A 15366-nucleotide genomic window follows, 5' to 3' on the forward strand; every position below is an offset into this window, starting at 1 on the left:
ACACCTCCCGCGGGACACAGCACCGCCCATCGTTTGAGGTTCATGGCCAAGCAGAGAAGACGCAGATGGGTATGGTTGCGTGCCAAGCCCAGATAGCGAGCGCGCGCCCAGCCGTAGACGCCCTTGAGGCGCGCAAAGACCTGCTCGACCGGCGCGTGGCGGCGTCCCACGGCGTCGTTGAAGCGCTTCTTCCGCTCGGTCAGGGGATGATGCTTGTTGGGCCGGAACATCAGCCGCGGCTTGATGCCCCGGGCAGCCAGCCCGGCGCGGCGCTCGTGCTTGTCATAGGCCTGGTCGGCGTAGACCGCCTTCTCGTCGCCGCTGATCAATTCATCGGCCGGCACCGTATCGTTGACCGCAGCGTCGGTCAGCTTACTGCGACGGATGATCGCCGAGCACTGGTCGACACCGACATGCGCCTTGTAGCCGAAGTATCGCTTGCCACCCTTCTTGGTCCATCGCGCATCCGCATCGCGCTCGCTGTTGACCAGCTTGCTCGGCGCGCGCCCGTCTGGGCCGGGCGGCAGCGGGTCCTTTGGCGGCTTCGGCGGCTTCACCGCCGCCGGGATCAGGCTGGCGTCGATCAATGTGCCTCGACGCGGCACCAGCCCGCGCGCGTCGATCTGGCGCAGCATCTCGGCAAACAGCGTCTCGTCCAGACCGGCCTGCTGCAAAGCTTCGCGGAAGCGCCAGATCGTCGTATGGTCGGGCGTCTCGTCGCCCAGCGCAAAGCCGCAGAAGTCGCGGAAAGAGGCCCGGTCATCGAGCGCTTCTTCCAGTTCCGGATCGGACAGCCCGTACCATTGCTGCAACAGCACAGCCTTGAACATCACCAGCCGAGGATAGGCCGGCGCGCCACGCTCAGGTTCCGGAAGGCCGCACAGCACGCGCTCCACAGCCCCCCAATCGACCAGTTCGCAAATCCGCCTCAGCACCGCACCGCCTTTCCCACGCCGCGACGCCAGCGCATCTGCGAAGCTCGGTTGCCCAACCTGCCGATATGCCATCCCAAGACCCTCTTCAGATCTCTCTTAGTGAATCGCAGATTCGCGATTTGTGCAAAGCCCTCGCTTGCGGGAGAGGTCGCGTCGCATCGAAGATGCGATGCGGGTGAGGGCTCTCTCCTTACGGGGGTTCTCGATTGTGGAGACACCCTCACCAATAGCCGATGCTATGCATCGGCGTCCTTTTAAAGAACGGCGGCCGACAGCCGCCTGTGCCTCTCCCGCAAGCGGGAGAGGGAGTGGAGCGTAGCGAGCCAGCCCTGACTTCATCACTTACAGCGAAACACCCGGCGGAATGTCCGCCTCGGTCACGCCCACCAGCTCCATATTCGTGATGATGGCGTTGCGGATGAAGCCGAGGCCTTTGTTGAAGTCGATCCAGGTGTTGACGTAGTCGCGCCAGGTCTTGTCGGTCTCGCGGCGGAAGCCGGCGTTGGACGTGGTGGCGAAGATCGGCGTCGGCAGCACGAACTGGCCGAGCGACGGGTTCTTCTTCAGCACGGTCAGCGACAGCATGGTGATCAGGCACTGCGCGTCGACGCGGCCGGTCTGGAGCGCGGCGGTGGCATCATCGGCGGTCTTGAGCCGGGAGATCTGCGCCTTCGGCGTCAGGCGGCTGACCACCTGGTCGTGCGACGAGCCTTGGTCGACGGCGATCTTGACGTCGGGCGAGTTCAGCTCGGCCCAGCTCTTCGGCTTGAAATCCTTCTTGCAGAGGATGCCGAAGGCGTTGTTGAAGACCGGCACCGAGAAATCGACCACCAGCGCGCGCTTCGGGGTCGGGTTGAGGCCGAAGAAGACGTCGATCTTGTTGGCCTGGAGATCGAGCACCGAATTGCCCCAGGTGGTCTCGGTGATGTCGAGCTCGGCCTCCATGTCGTCGGCGAGTGCTTTCGCGATGTCGACGTAAAAGCCCTTCCACTGGCCGCTGGAGAGATCCTTCATGTAATAGGGCGCGCCGCCGCCGACTGCGCCGATCCGCATCTTCTTGGTGCGGCGGATGCGGGCGAAGGTCGATTCGTTCGGATCGGCCGCCTGGGCCACGGCCGGGGAGGCGAGCGCGCCCGCGGTCGCCACGCCAATGGCGCCAAGTCCGACAATCGATGCAACATCACGACGTGTAACCATTGGGATCAATCGCTTTTCTGGTTAGGTGGAGTTCCGGCAGCGTTCATACCAAGGCGCCCCCGGCAGTGAAAGCACAGCCTATCGGCTGGGCAGGCCAGGAATTGCCCGGATGCTGGGCAAGCCAGAGCTCCCCGCTTGCTTTCCAGCCCTTTTGGCCCCAAATAGGGACCGGGAGATTGGCGGTGGACGAGCCACTCGCCAACCGGGTCAGGTCCGGAAGGAAGCAGCCCTAACGAGGTCCGGATCGGGTCGCTCGTCAGTCTCCTACTTGTTTTTCCGAGCGAATTGCGTCGGCGGCTCGAGCCGCCAGCGCGCTCCTTTCCGCAAAAGCCGGCGAGAGACATTCCATTGCGGATCGACCGATGACCGACGCTGGCGCCCCTCCGAATTCCGATAGCGCTGGCCAGGCTGGCTTTTCGCTCGGCGCCCAACCGGGCACCCCCTACCGGGTGCTGGCACGCAAATACCGCCCCTCCTCTTTCGACGATCTGATCGGCCAGGAGGCCGTGGTCCGCACCGTCTCCAATGCGTTCGAGACCGGGCGCATTCCGCAGGCCTGGATCCTCACCGGCGTCCGCGGCGTCGGCAAGACCACCACTGCGCGTATCCTTGCCCGTGCGCTCAACTACGAGATGCCGGATGGCTCGGTGAAGGGCCCGACCGTCCACATGCCGACATTGGGCGTGCATTGCCAGGCGATCATGGAAAGCCGGCACATGGACGTGCTGGAGATGGACGCAGCGTCGCATACCGGCGTCGACGACGTCCGCCAGATCAATGACAGCGTGCGCTACGCGCCGGCCAGCGCCCGCTACAAGGTCTACATCATCGACGAAGTCCACATGTTGTCGACGGCGGCGTTCAACGCCTTCCTGAAGACGCTTGAGGAACCGCCGGAGCACGCCAAATTCGTGTTCGCGACCACCGAGATCCGCAAGGTTCCGGTCACGGTGCTGTCGCGCTGCCAGCGCTTTGATCTCCGCCGCGTCGAGGCCGACGTGCTGATGAAGCACCTCGCCAACATCGCCGCCAAGGAAAACGTCGAGATCGAGCCGGAGGCGCTCGGCATCATCGCGCGTGCTGCGGAAGGTTCCGTGCGCGACTCGCTGTCGCTGCTCGACCAGGCGATCGCGCATGCGGCAGGCACGGTGAAGGCCGATGCTATCAGGCAGATGCTGGGCCTTGCCGACCGCACCCGCGTCATCGACCTCTTCGATTCGCTGGCGCGCGGTGACATCGCCGCTGCCTTCAAAGAGTTCCGCGACCAGTACGATGTCGGCGCCGATCCGATCGTGGTGCTCTCGGACCTCGCCGAATTCGTCAACTTCGTTACCCGCGTGAAAATCGTGCCGGCGACCGCCGACAATGTCGCCTATGGCGAGACCGAGCGCGTGCGCGCGCGGGATTTCGCCTCGAAAATCTCGATGCGCGTGCTGTCGCGGATGTGGCAGATGCTGCTCAAGGGCATCACCGAGGTGCAGGCCGCAACGCGCCCGGCTGCTGCCGCCGAAATGGTGCTGGTGCGCATCGCCTATGTCGCTGATATGCCGACGCCGGACGAAGCGCTCAGGATGCTGGAGCAGAACGGCGGCGGCTCNTCGCCGGTCGTGAGCGGCGGCAGTGCTGCGCGCAGCGCGCCGGCAGCACCTGTTGCGTCTGCGGCGCCGGTTCGCATGCCGACATCATCGCCGTCCTCGTTCGGCGGCGCCGCCCGGCCGCAGATGGCTGCGCCCGCGCCGGATCCCCAAGCTGCCACGCCGGCTCTGCGCGTCACGAGCTTCACCCAGCTCGTCGCGCTCGCTGGCCAGAAGCGCGACCTGATGACCAAGGCCGCGCTCGAAAGCGACATGCGCCTCGTCCGTTTCGAGGAGGGCCGGCTCGAGATCGCGCTCGAGCCGAATGCCTCCAAGACCATGATTACCGAGCTCGCGCGCAAGTTCGAGCTCTGGACCGGCCGGCGCTGGACCGTGATCGTGTCCAACGAGCAGGGCCAGCCGACGCTGCGCTCGGTCAACCAGGCCGCCAAGCAGGAACACGCGCGTACCGCCGAGGCCGATCCACGCGTGCAGGAGGTGCTGTCGCGTTTCCCGGGTGCGAAAGTCGTCGAGGTCCGCAGGCTTGCCCCGGAGACGCCGGACTCCAATATTAATGCGGACTATGGCAGCGACGATCCGCCCGACGGTTCCGACGGCGACGACGATCTCTGAGCCCATCTTTCAAGGACACGCACCCATGGCTGATTTTCTCGGCATGATGAAGCAGGCGGCGCAGCTGCAATCCAAGATGCAGGAGATGCAAGAGCAGCTCGGCAATGTCGAGGTCGAGGGCATCTCCGGCGGCGGCCTCGTCGCGGTGCGCATGACCGCGAAGATGGACGTCAAGGGCGTCAAGATCGACCCCTCGCTGATGAAGGCCGAAGAGCGCGAGGTGCTGGAGGACCTCCTGGTCACCGCTTTTGGTGACGCGCGCCGCAAGGCCGAGACGGCCATGCAGGAGAAGATGCAGTCGCTCACCGGCGGGCTCGGCCTGCCGCCGGGGCTGTTCGGCCAATAATATGGGCGCGGTTGCAGGTCCCGAAATCGAGCGGCTGGTCCAGCTTCTTGCACGGCTGCCGGGCTTGGGCCCTCGCTCCGCGCGGCGTGCGGCGCTGCATCTGATCAAGAAGCGCGAAGCGCTGATGACGCCGCTGACCTCGGCCTTGCAAGTCGCGCTCGACAAGGTCCAGGTTTGCAAGACCTGCGGCAACATCGACACCCAAAATCCCTGCACGGTCTGCATCGATCCGAAGCGCGATCCCGCCATCATCGTCGTCGTCGCCGATGTCGCCGACCTCTGGGCGCTGGAGCGGGCCAATGCAACTCACGGGCGCTATCACGTGCTAGGGGCGACCCTGTCGCCGCTCGACGGCGTCGGCCCGCAGGATCTCACCATCGACGCGTTGGTCGCGCGCGCGCATGCTGCCGACGTGCACGAAATCATCCTGGCGTTGAACGCGACGGTCGACGGCCAGACCACGGCGCACTACATCACCGACCTGCTCCAGGACGCCAACGTAAAAGTAACGCGTCTCGCCCATGGTGTGCCGGTCGGTGGCGAGCTTGATTATCTCGATGAAGGTACGCTATCGGCCGCCATGCGGCAGCGGACCCTGTTCTAGCAATCCAGACTTACGGAACCGACGACATGACGAAACGATTCGCCAAACAGCTGGCTTTGGTCGCGATGATGATGACGGTGGTGACCCCGGCCGTCTCCGCGCAGCAGGATGACGAGGCGCCGCCGCCGGCGAAGCCGGGCAAGCCGATCAACACCGGCGAGGTGCTGTCGGGTGAGCTCAACACAATGAAAGTGCGCGACGTCAAGAACGCCGGCAAGCGGATTGCGACCTACCAGATCACCTCCGAGCCGCGCCGCCTGCCCGCGCCGAGCGGGCTGTGCGATCTCGAGACCGGGCCGGAGACTTTCCAGCTCGTCACCTCCAGCGACGCGCAGGCCGCGCAGCTGAAATCGTTCGTCGGCAAGGAGATCTCGGTCAAGGTCGACGAAGTCGCCTGCGCCAGCGATCCCGGCCAGATGAGCGAAGCCGTGATCACGAAGTGGAGCTTGATCAGGAAGCAGTAGGGGGCGGAGGAACGCTTTCTCCATGATCTCGGTGTCATCGCCCGCGAAGGCGGGCGATCCAGTACGCCGCGGCTTCTCGGCCAATCACATCCGTCTCTGGAATACTGGATGCCCCGCCTTCGCGGGGCATGACAGCGTGGGCTAAACCCGCACCGGCCCCAGCGCCTCAAAGTGCCCGCGCTTCTGCAGCCAGGTCAGCAGCACCAGGCTCGGGATCGCCACCAGCACGCAGATCACGAAGAACAGCGGCCAGCCGGTCGCCTTGGCGACGTAGCCCGCACCCGATGAGAGATAGGTGCGCCCGACCGCCGCGAGCGCCGTGAGCAGCGCATATTGCGTCGCCGTGTGCAGCGGGTTCTGGCACAGCGCCGAGAGATAGGCGACGAAGATCACGGTGCCGATGGCGCTGGTGAAATTTTCGCAAGTGATGGCGAAGGCCAGCGCCCATTGGCTGGTGCCGACGAAAGCGAGCCAGGAAAAGGACAGGTTGGCGAGCGCCTGCACGACGCCGCCGATCCATAGACTGGTCGAAAGCGAATAGCGCCGCGCGACGAAACCGCCGGCAAAGCCGCCGATCAACGTCGCCGCCAGGCCGACGCCCTTCACGATCGCCGCATAATCGTTGCGGGAAAAGCCGAGGTCGATCACGAACGGCGCCGTCATGGTGCCGGAGAACGCGTCGGTGAATTTGAACAGCACCACAAAGATGAGCGCGGCGATCGCGTCCTTGCGCGACAGGAATTCCGAGAAGGCGCCGATCGCGGCGTGCAACACCCGCGCGAACGCCGTCTCGGTTTGTGTCGCCGCTTCGGCCCGCAATGATTGCTCGGGCTCGGTCGCGGCGAGCGCGGTGACAGTGCCGATCAGCACCATCGCGGCCATCACCACATAGCCCCACATCCAGGCCGATGTGCGCGGAATGCCCGTGCTCTCAAAACCGGAGACGATGAAGAGCGCGCCCGCGGTCGAGACCAGCATGCCGATGCGATAGGCCGCGACGTAGGACGCCATGCCGGCGGCCTGCTCGCTCTCCGGCAGGCTCTCGACGCGAAAGGCGTCGACCACGATGTCCTGGGTCGAGGACGTCGTCGCCACCAGCAGGGCGCCGAGCGCGACGTAGAACGGCGAGCGCGCGGGGTCGGTCAGCGCCAGCAGCAGGATCGCGACGATCAGCAGCAATTGCGAGAACAGCAGCCAGCCGCGCCGGCGGCCAAAGGCGCGGGTGAACAGCGGCACATGCAGCGCATCCACCAGCGGCGCCCACAGGAATTTCAACGTGTAGGGCGTGCCGACCAGCGCAAACAGCCCGATGGTGCCGAGATCGACGCCGGACTCCCGCATCCACACCAGCAGCGTCGAGCCCGACAGCGCCAGCGGCAGCCCGGACGAGAAGCCGAGGAACAGCACGATCAGCACCCGCGGTTGCAGGTAAACGGCAAGGCTGTCGCGCCAGGAGGAGGGGGCATCAGTGCTGGCAGGGGAGGTCGCGTCGGGTGCGGTCATGGGGCGGTGTTAGCAGATTCTGGGGGCCGCAAGGGAGCTGTCGTTTTTGCCGGCCACAAAGGAGGTGTCGTCGCCCGGCTTGACCGGGCGATCCAGTATTCTAGAGGCTGAAGTTATGGAGGACCTGCGATCTCAGAATAGGGATCGTTCCAATCCGGATTGTCTTTCTCGATCAGCGCGATCTTCCAATCACGCTTCCACTTCTTCAGCCGCTTCTCACGTTTGATCGCATTCTCGGGATCATCGAACTGCTCGAAGTAAACGAGCTTCACGACGCCGTATTCCTTCGTGAAGCTCTCGACCAACTGCAATTTGTGTTTGGCCACACGGCGGATGAGATCATTCGTTACGCCGATGTAGAGCGTACCGCCGATCTTGCTGGCGAGGATGTAGACGTAGTAGCAGCGTGTGCCCATCTGCCGTCTCTGGGATACTGGGTCGCCCGGTCAAGCCGGGCGACGACAGCGGTGTTGAGGCGGCAGCTTATCGGATCGTGGAGGAGAATCACTCCCCCGCCTGGAGCTTCCTCGGAAACAGCTCGGCGGCACCGGTCGCCACCAGATGCGGGCCTTCCGGCGCATCGGTCTTGCTGAAATCGAGCTCCTCGATTCGCCCGGCGCGCTTCTCGATCTTGTCGGCGGAGATCAGCACCTGGCGCACGTCCTCGTTGGCGTCGGCAAAATGCTTCTGGAGTTTCAGCACGCGGTCGCGCAGACGGCCGAGGTCGTCGCCGAGCTTGATCACCTCGGTGCGGATCTGGTCGGCGGCATCGCGCATCCGCGCGTCCTTCATGATCTGCTGCATCACCTGGATCGCAAGCATCAGGAGCGAGGGCGACACCAGCACGACCCGGGCGCGGTAGGCCTTCTGGATCACGTCGTCGAACCCGTCATGGATTTCGGCATAGACCGATTCCGACGGAACGAACATCAGCGCCATTTCCTGGGTCTCGCCGGCGACGAGATATTTTTCGGCGATGTCGCTGACATGCTTCATCACGTCGCCGCGCAGCCGCTGCGTGGCAATCCGCTTCTCATCGTCAGTGCGCGCATCGTGCAGCGCCGTCATAGCTTCCAGCGGAAATTTCGCGTCGATGCAGAGCGGGCGCTGGTCCGGCAGGAACACCACGCAGTCGGGCCGCTTTCCGGTCGAGAGCGTGAACTGGAACTCATAGGCTCCTTTCGGCAGTCCGTCCTGGACGATCGCCTCCATTCGGGCCTGGCCGAAGGCGCCGCGCGACTGCTTGTTGGCGAGTACGTCGCGCAAGGTCGTCACCTGGGTGGTGAGATCGGTCAGGTTCTTGTGCGCGCTGTCGATAATGCCGAGCCGCTCGTGCAGCGCGTGCAGGCTCTCCATGGTGTTGCGGGTGGTGTTTTCCATGGACTGGCCGACGCGATGGGTCACCGAATCCAGCCGCTCGTTGACCGCCCGCGCCATGTCGGCCTGGCGGCCGGCCAGCGTCTGGGTCATGGCATCGACCCGGCCCGAAGCCTCGCTCTGGGCGTGCAGCATCTGGCTGACGCGCTCCTCGAGCTCGTCGGCCCGGATGGCATTGGCCATCGCGAGTTCCGCGCCGCGCCGTCCCGAGCGCGCGATCACCACCGCAATCACCAGCAGCAGGATGAGGACCAGGACGCCAAAGCCGATCAGCGCATCGATGGTGCGCACCGGCCAGTCGCCAACCAGGAAAATGATCTCGTTCATGCCTGTGCTTCTAGCCGATTCGCATCCCCGCACGAACGAATAGCGAACATTTATGGGTAATGCCCCGTTAATTTTTATGGTTAACGAAACCCTAGGATTTATGGTTAGCGGATCGTTAACGGAGTTCCCGGCCGCATTGACCGCTCGGCGCGCGCGGCTTAAATCGCCCGCCATGGCCCTCAGAGAAATCATCATCCTGCCCGACAAGCAGCTGCGTCTGGTCTCCAAGCCGATCGAGAAGGTCACGCCGGAGATCCGCAAGCTTGCCGACGACATGTTCGAGACCATGTACGACGCGCCCGGCATCGGGCTCGCGGCGATCCAGATCGCGCAGCCGCTGCGGCTCATCACCATGGACCTCGCCAAGCGCGACGAGAACGGCGAAACCACGCCGGAGCCGCGCGTCTTCATCAATCCGGAAGTGATCGCCTCGTCCGAAGAGCTGTCGGTCTACGAGGAAGGCTGTCTCTCGATCCCCGAATATTACGAGGAGGTCGAGCGGCCTGCGAAGGTGCGCGTGCGCTTCACCGATCTCGACGGCAAGATGCACGAGCAGGATGCCGAAGGCCTCTTCGCCACCTGCATCCAGCACGAGATCGACCATCTCAACGGTGTGCTGTTCGTCGACTACCTGTCAAAGCTCAAGCGCGACCGCGTGATCAAGAAGTTCGAGAAGGCCGCCAGGCGCGGGGAGTAAAGTAAGTTGTAAGGCCGGTGCTGCCGCTCGCTCTCCTGCGCTCCCTCCCCCCTTGCGGGGGAGGGCGGGGGAGAGGGGTAGCCCAGCAAAAGGCGTTCGTCGTTTTGCGAGCGCGAGCAAAAAGCGCCCGCGCTCAAGCCGAGAGAGCGCGTCGTGCGGCACCCCTCTCCCTAGCCCTCCCCCGCAAGGGGGGAGGGAACATACCGAGTCCTTGTCATGCCCCTTCGCCTGATCTTCATGGGCACGCCCGATTTCTCCGTGCCGACGCTGCTCGAGCTCGTCGCGCATGGCCACGAGATCGTGGCAGTCTACACCCGCGCGCCGAAGCCGGGCGGGCGGCGTGGCCTGCAATTGCAGCCGACCCCGGTGGAAGAGGCTGCCCGAAAGCTCGGCGTGCCCGTGCTGACGCCGAAGACGTTGAAGACTGAGGAAGCGCTCGAGGAATTTCGCGCGTTCGATGCCGACGCTGCCGTCGTCGTCGCCTATGGCATGATCCTGCCGCAGGCGATCCTCGATGCGCCAAAGCTCGGCTGCTACAATCTGCACGCCTCGCTGCTGCCGCGCTGGCGCGGGGCTGCACCGATCAACCGCGCCATCATGGCCGGTGACGCCGAGAGCGGCGTGATGGTGATGAAGATGGACGTCGGGCTCGATACCGGCGACGTCGCCATGGCCGAGCGCATCGCGATTCCCGACAACATGACCGCGGTCGATCTGCACGATCGCCTCTCCCGTCTCGGCGCCGATCTGATGGTCCGCGCCATGGCCGCGCTCGGGCGCGGCGGGCTTCAGCTCAAGAAGCAGAGCGACGACGGCGTCACCTATGCCGCCAAGATCGACAAGGCCGAAGCGCGGATCGACTGGACCAGGCCCGCGCGCGACGTGCTGCGCCACATCCATAGTCTGTCGCCGTTTCCCGGCGCCTGGGCCGAGCTTGAGAATGCACGCGTGAAAATCCTGCGCTGTGAGCTGGCCAAGGGTTCGGGCGCGCCGGGCGAGGTGCTCGACGATCAACTCACCATCGCCTGCGGCGAGGGCGCCATCCGCATTCTCGAGCTCCAGCGCGAAGGCAAGGCGCGGATGCAGGCCGTGGACTTCCTGCGCGGCGTGCCGCTGAGGGCAGGCGCGAAATTCACCTGACACTGTCATACCCCGCGAAGGCGGGGTATCCAGTACGCCGAGGCTTCTCGGTTGAACGGATGGGCCGCGGCGTGCTGGATCGCCCGGTCAAGCCGGGCGATGACGGCAGAATTGGAAACGATGCCCCGCTACAAGCTCACCATCGAATATGACGGCGCGCCGTTCTTCGGCTGGCAGGTGCAGGAGACGCTGCCGTCGGTGCAGGGCGCGCTTGAGGCGGCGGTGAAGGCGATGACGGGTGCGGATCTGCGCGTCCATGGCGCCGGCCGGACCGATGCCGGCGTGCATGCGCGCGGCCAGGTCGCCCATGTCGATATCGAGAAGCAGTTTCCGCCGGGCCGTTTTCGCGATGGTCTCAACGCACATTTACGCCCGCATCCAATCGCCGTTCTCGAAGCCGAGATCGTGCCGGAAACTTTCGAGGCGCGCTTCTCGGCCGTGAAGCGCCACTACCGCTATCGCATCGTCAACACCCGCGCCAATCTCGCGCTCGATATCGGCCACGCCTGGCGCGTGCCGCGCCGGCTCGACAGCGATGCGATGCATGCGGCGGCACAACGTCTGCTCGGCAAGCACGATTTCACGACGTTCCGCGACACCGAATGCCAGGCCAAATCGCCGGAGAAGACGCTCGATCAGCTCGACGTGCTGCGCGACGGCCGCGAGGTGACGATCCTCACCTCCGCGCGCTCGTTCCTGCACAGCCAGGTCCGCTCGATGGTGGGATCGCTGATGTGGGTCGGCGAAGGCCGTTGGACCGCCGACGATCTCTCCGCCGCGCTCAACGCCCGCAACCGCGCCGCGTGCGGCATCGTCGCCCCGCCGGACGGGCTGTATCTGATGAAGGTGGATTATTGAGAAGTAGAAGGGACGCGCGCTCTCGCCAGCCCCACCACTGTCATGCCCGCGAAGGCGGGCATCCAGTACGCCGCGGCCTCTCGGCTTAACCACTGCCGTCTCGGAGTACTGGATCGCCCGCCTTCGCGGGCGATGACAGCGAGAACGGGGCGTCAGCTGAGCGCTACGCAAAATACCGAGTCAAAATCCCCCGATACACCTTCGTCAGCTTCTCCAGATCCTTGACCGGCACGCGTTCGTCGACCTGGTGCATGGTCTGGCCGACCAGGCCGAACTCGATCACAGGGCAATAGCTGGAGATAAAGCGCGCATCCGAGGTGCCGCCTGAGGTCGACAGCTCCGGTTTGCGGCCCGTGATCTCCTCGATCGCGGAGACCGCGAGATCGGTGAACGGGCCAGGCTTTGTCACGAACACGTTGGAGTTCGACGGCTCCCAGACGATGCGGGCGCGAATGCGGTTGCCGCAGGCTTTTGTCAGCCGCGTCTCGACCAGCTCGCGCAGGCTCGCTTGCGTGTGGTTGTCGTTGTAGCGGATGTTGAATTTTGCGCGGGCTTGTCCCGGGATGACGTTGTTGGCGGTGTTGCCGACGTCGACCGAGGTGAATTCGAGATTGGAGGCCTGGAACTGCGCGCTGCCGTGGTCGAGCGGCTCGTCGGAGATCGCCACGATCAGCCGGGAGATGTCCGGCACCGGATTGGCGGCGCGAAGCGGATAGGCGACATGGCCCTGCACGCCGTCGACGTAAAGCGTGCCGGATTGCGAGCCGCGGCGGCCGACCTTGATGGTGTCGCCGAGCGTCTCGACATTGGAGGGCTCGCCGAGCACGCAATGATCGAATTTTTCGCCGCGCTCCGCGGCCCATTTCAATAGCTTGATGGTGCCGTTGATGGAGACGTCTTCTTCATCGCCGGTGATCAGGAATGAGATCGAGCCTTTGCCGTCAGCACGCGCCTTGCCGTCGTTCGCGGCAAGATGTTCGAGCACCGCGGCCACCGAGCAGGCGATGCCGCCCTTCATGTCGACCGCGCCGCGGCCGTGCAGAAAGCCGTCCTTCACCTCGCCTGAGAATGCGCCGACGCTCCAGGCGCTCTCGTCGCCGGGCGGCACGACGTCGGTGTGACCGGCGAAAGTGATGTGCGGGCCGTCAGTGCCGATCCGCGCATAGAGATTGTCGACGTCGGCGATGCCGGGCTCGCTGAAGGTCACACGGTGGCAGGTAAAACCGGCAGCGTTGAGGGCCGTTTCAAGCACACCCAGCGCACCGGCATCGGCCGGAGTTACCGAGGGGCAGCGGATCAGATCGCGGGCAATTGAGAGGGCATCGGTCATGTGCCTCGCTTAACATGCATGCCGCCGGGTGGGCCAGCACTCGGCGGGACAAATTCGATTTCGCTCTGCTGGTCCCAGCTTTTTGCAGGGGACGAGGCGGATGCCGGGCTCTCCTCAATCTCAGCCAGCGGATCAGGACCGAACCGATTGCTGCCGGAGGTGCCGGGCGCAATGAACAATTCGATAAGGCCCCACAGCCACAGCGCGTGGATGGCCAAGTCGAACGCAACAAACCAGTCGGCCTCAGGCAGAAAACCCCAGAGCAGAACACCCCGGAAATGAAACAGCAGATTGGGGACGAAGAAGAAGGGAATGATCCACCAGCCGCTTCTGTCACGATCGTGCAGCCGCTTGATCGCGGTCGCGAGGTAGATCCAGAGAAACAGCGAGGTGCCGAGGACCTTGAGGATCAGGGTCGGACGGTCGGCGGATGGCAGTAAACGATAGGCTCGCGGGTCGACCACCTTGAAGAGGTCGTCGAGGCCGAAGTCGAAATCGAAGCCGAGCTTGAACTTGAGGGTGGATGAGGCCCCTTCGACGATTCCAATGACCTGACCGATGATCCCCAGCAAGCCCGCGAGCAGCGCAACGATCAGCAGCGCCTGCCACAGCAGGGCCCGGTTGATGCGGCCGTCGAAGCGAAAGAGGTACCAGGTCCAGTCCATGCCAAAGGCTCCGGGCGGTTTGGGCTGCCCGGGAATTGGTCGCGATGGAGGGAGGGTGGGTTCGATCCGCTACTTAACCCGTCATCCTGAGGTGCGAGCCATGGGGCGCAACGCGCGCCATGGCGAGCCTCGAAGGATGGACGGCCAAGATGCGGCCGGGCCGTCGCCCTTCGAGGGCCGCCGAAGAGGCGGCCACCTCAGAGCGTGTGATTTTTTGGCAGCGTGCCAGGTAAATCTGTCCGAATGCCGGTGGCATGTGATTCTCTGGCGATGATGGATTGGCGGGAGGCGAAGATGGCTGCCGATGAATTGTTCGGTGATCTGCCGGCGCAGTCGAAGCCTGAAGCCGACGCGGCGCCGCTCGGCGCGCCACGGCTGCGTGAGCCACAGCGCGACCAGATCGCGTTGCGAGCGGTGGATATCGAGAGCCTGATCGGGGAAGACCATCCGGTGCGCCTGATCTGGTCTTATGTCGAAGAGCTTGATCTGAGTGAGCTGGAGAACCGGATCAAGGCCAGGGGCGACCGCCCCGGTCACCCCGCGACCTCGCCGCGGCTTTTGCTGGCGCTGTGGCTCTCAGCCACCAGCGAGGGCGTCGGCAGCGCGCGAGCATTGGAGCGACTGTGCGAGAGCCACGATGCCTATCGTTGGCTGTGCGGCGGGGTGTCGGTGAACTATCACATGCTGGCGGACTTCCGGGTCGGTTGCGCCGACCTGCTGGACCGGCTGCTCAGCGAGCATCTGGCGGCGCTGGCGAAGGCTGGTCTCGTCAATCTGGCGACACTGGCGCAGGACGGGGTGCGGGTCCGGGCCAGCGCGGGAGCCGCCTCGTTCCGGCGCGAGGCGACACTCGAGCGGCATCTGGCCCTGGCTGGGACGGTGGTGGAAGACCTCAAGCGCGAAGTCGACGTGCGCTCTGACGCCAGCAATCAGCGCGCCCGGGCAGCCAAGGAGCGAGCCGCGCAGGAACGCAGCGCGCGCGTGAAAGCGGCGCAGGCGGCGCTTGCCGAGATCAAGCAGCAGCGCAAGGAACGCGAGAGCAAGCAAGGCAATGGCAAGACGCCGAAGGAGCCGCGCGCGTCGACGACGGACGCCGATGCACGGGTCATGAAGATGGCGGATGGCGGCTTCCGCCCAGCCTACAACGTGCAGGTGACGAGTGCGGCCGGCGAGCAGTTCGTCACTGACGTTAAGGTATGCAACACGGGGTCCGACCGCGGGCTGATGCGGCCCATGCTGGAGCGGCAGCGCACGCGCCCTGGCGGCCTGCCCAAAGACCATCTCGTCGATGGCGGCTTTGGCAGCGCGGAAGACATCGAGTGGGCGCATGCCGAGGGCATAGAGGTTTTTTGCCCGCCCACTCAATCCAAGCACGGCACCGACCCCTACCTGCCGCGACGCGGCGACGGCGCGGGGGTACTGGCTTGGCGTGCGCGGATGGCGAGCAAAGAGGGCAAGGCCCGGTACAAGCCCCGTTCGATATGCGAGTGCATCCATGCCCGCTGGCGCAACTGGAACCTACGGCAATTGACCGTGCGCGGGATCGAAAAGGTCCGCGCCGTCGTGCTCTGGTACGCCCTCACCAACAACATCCTGCAAGGCAACCGCCTCCGCAGCGCATAAACGAGAGCTCATCGACGAACTCAGACCCGCCATTTACCGCGACAGGAAACTCCACTCCGTTCCGAACAAGTAAAAGCGTCACAAGCTCTCAGG

At 64.8% G+C, this 15366-nt stretch carries 15 protein-coding genes, 1 other RNA gene and 1 pseudogene; 10 read left to right on the top strand and 7 right to left on the bottom strand.

Features of this window, described 5'->3' with window-relative positions:
- Both UP06_RS07595 and UP06_RS07600 read right to left on the bottom strand, forming a co-directional pair.
- The coding region (locus UP06_RS07595) for an IS5 family transposase (RefSeq protein ID WP_045001813.1) at positions 1 to 1007 on the bottom strand (1007 nt) is incomplete at its 3' end.
- A 270-nt stretch (positions 1008 to 1277) separates the two neighbouring features.
- Entirely contained in the window at positions 1278 to 2132 is an 855-nt protein-coding gene (locus UP06_RS07600; protein ID WP_045001814.1) for a transporter substrate-binding domain-containing protein, read from the bottom strand.
- 171 nt (positions 2133 to 2303) lie between these two features.
- On the opposite strand from UP06_RS07600, the gene ffs reads away from it, so the two are divergent.
- From ffs to UP06_RS07620, 6 genes and pseudogenes are all read left to right on the top strand, one after another.
- Positions 2304 to 2400: signal recognition particle sRNA small type (gene ffs / locus UP06_RS39430), an RNA gene on the top strand.
- 94 nt (positions 2401 to 2494) lie between these two features.
- The coding region (locus UP06_RS07605) for a DNA polymerase III subunit gamma/tau (RefSeq protein ID WP_245305433.1) at positions 2495 to 3729 on the top strand (1235 nt) is incomplete at its 3' end.
- A gap of 1 nt (position 3730) precedes the next feature.
- Positions 3731 to 4339: pseudogene (locus UP06_RS41965) on the top strand (DNA polymerase III subunit gamma/tau); the annotation flags it as partial.
- 25 nt (positions 4340 to 4364) lie between these two features.
- A complete protein-coding gene (locus tag UP06_RS07610) occupies positions 4365 to 4685 on the top strand; it encodes a YbaB/EbfC family nucleoid-associated protein (protein WP_045001816.1) in 321 nt (106 codons plus the stop codon).
- A gap of 1 nt (position 4686) precedes the next feature.
- On the top strand, positions 4687 to 5289 hold the full coding sequence (recR, locus tag UP06_RS07615; protein ID WP_045001817.1) for a recombination mediator RecR: 603 nt from the start codon (positions 4687 to 4689) through the stop codon (positions 5287 to 5289).
- A 26-nt stretch (positions 5290 to 5315) separates the two neighbouring features.
- A complete protein-coding gene (locus UP06_RS07620) occupies positions 5316 to 5753 on the top strand; it encodes a hypothetical protein (RefSeq protein WP_045001818.1) in 438 nt (145 codons plus the stop codon).
- A 141-nt stretch (positions 5754 to 5894) separates the two neighbouring features.
- Here the strand turns inward: UP06_RS07620 and UP06_RS07625 are convergent, their stop codons facing one another.
- From UP06_RS07625 to UP06_RS07635, 3 genes are all read right to left on the bottom strand, one after another.
- Positions 5895 to 7256 (bottom strand): AmpG family muropeptide MFS transporter, encoded by a 1362-nt coding sequence (locus UP06_RS07625; RefSeq protein ID WP_045001819.1) that lies wholly within the window; start codon positions 7254 to 7256, stop codon positions 5895 to 5897.
- A 113-nt stretch (positions 7257 to 7369) separates the two neighbouring features.
- Positions 7370 to 7672, bottom strand: a complete 303-nt coding sequence (locus UP06_RS07630) for a GIY-YIG nuclease family protein (protein WP_045001821.1) — start codon at positions 7670 to 7672, stop codon at positions 7370 to 7372.
- 88 nt (positions 7673 to 7760) lie between these two features.
- Complete coding sequence (locus tag UP06_RS07635) at positions 7761 to 8960, bottom strand: DNA recombination protein RmuC (RefSeq protein ID WP_045001822.1); 1200 nt, start codon at positions 8958 to 8960, stop codon at positions 7761 to 7763.
- Positions 8961 to 9132: 172 nt separating this feature from the next.
- On the opposite strand from UP06_RS07635, the gene def reads away from it, so the two are divergent.
- From def to truA, 3 genes are all read left to right on the top strand, one after another.
- Entirely contained in the window at positions 9133 to 9657 is a 525-nt protein-coding gene (gene def, locus UP06_RS07640; RefSeq protein WP_045001824.1) for a peptide deformylase, read from the top strand.
- A 216-nt stretch (positions 9658 to 9873) separates the two neighbouring features.
- Entirely contained in the window at positions 9874 to 10797 is a 924-nt protein-coding gene (gene fmt, locus UP06_RS07645; RefSeq protein WP_045001826.1) for a methionyl-tRNA formyltransferase, read from the top strand.
- 120 nt (positions 10798 to 10917) lie between these two features.
- Positions 10918 to 11655 (top strand): tRNA pseudouridine(38-40) synthase TruA, encoded by a 738-nt coding sequence (gene truA / locus UP06_RS07650; protein WP_045001831.1) that lies wholly within the window; start codon positions 10918 to 10920, stop codon positions 11653 to 11655.
- A gap of 163 nt (positions 11656 to 11818) precedes the next feature.
- Here the strand turns inward: truA and dapE are convergent, their stop codons facing one another.
- Both dapE and UP06_RS07660 read right to left on the bottom strand, forming a co-directional pair.
- Positions 11819 to 12985 (bottom strand): succinyl-diaminopimelate desuccinylase, encoded by a 1167-nt coding sequence (dapE, locus tag UP06_RS07655; protein ID WP_045001827.1) that lies wholly within the window; start codon positions 12983 to 12985, stop codon positions 11819 to 11821.
- Positions 12982 to 13650 carry a DUF805 domain-containing protein gene (locus tag UP06_RS07660; RefSeq protein ID WP_045001829.1) on the bottom strand — a complete coding sequence of 223 codons (669 nt, stop codon included), beginning with the start codon at positions 13648 to 13650 and terminating at the stop codon, positions 12982 to 12984. The genes dapE and UP06_RS07660 overlap by 4 nt, the downstream gene beginning before the upstream one ends.
- A 294-nt stretch (positions 13651 to 13944) precedes the next feature.
- Between UP06_RS07660 and UP06_RS07665 the strand changes: the two genes are divergently transcribed.
- Positions 13945 to 15273, top strand: coding sequence for an IS1182-like element ISBrsp9 family transposase (locus UP06_RS07665; RefSeq protein WP_044999801.1), 1329 nt, complete (start codon positions 13945 to 13947; stop codon positions 15271 to 15273).
- Positions 15274 to 15366: the final 93 nt, after the last annotated feature.

It is taken from the genome of Bradyrhizobium sp. LTSP857, from assembly GCF_000938285.1.
Classification (GTDB): Bacteria; Pseudomonadota; Alphaproteobacteria; order Rhizobiales; family Xanthobacteraceae; genus Bradyrhizobium.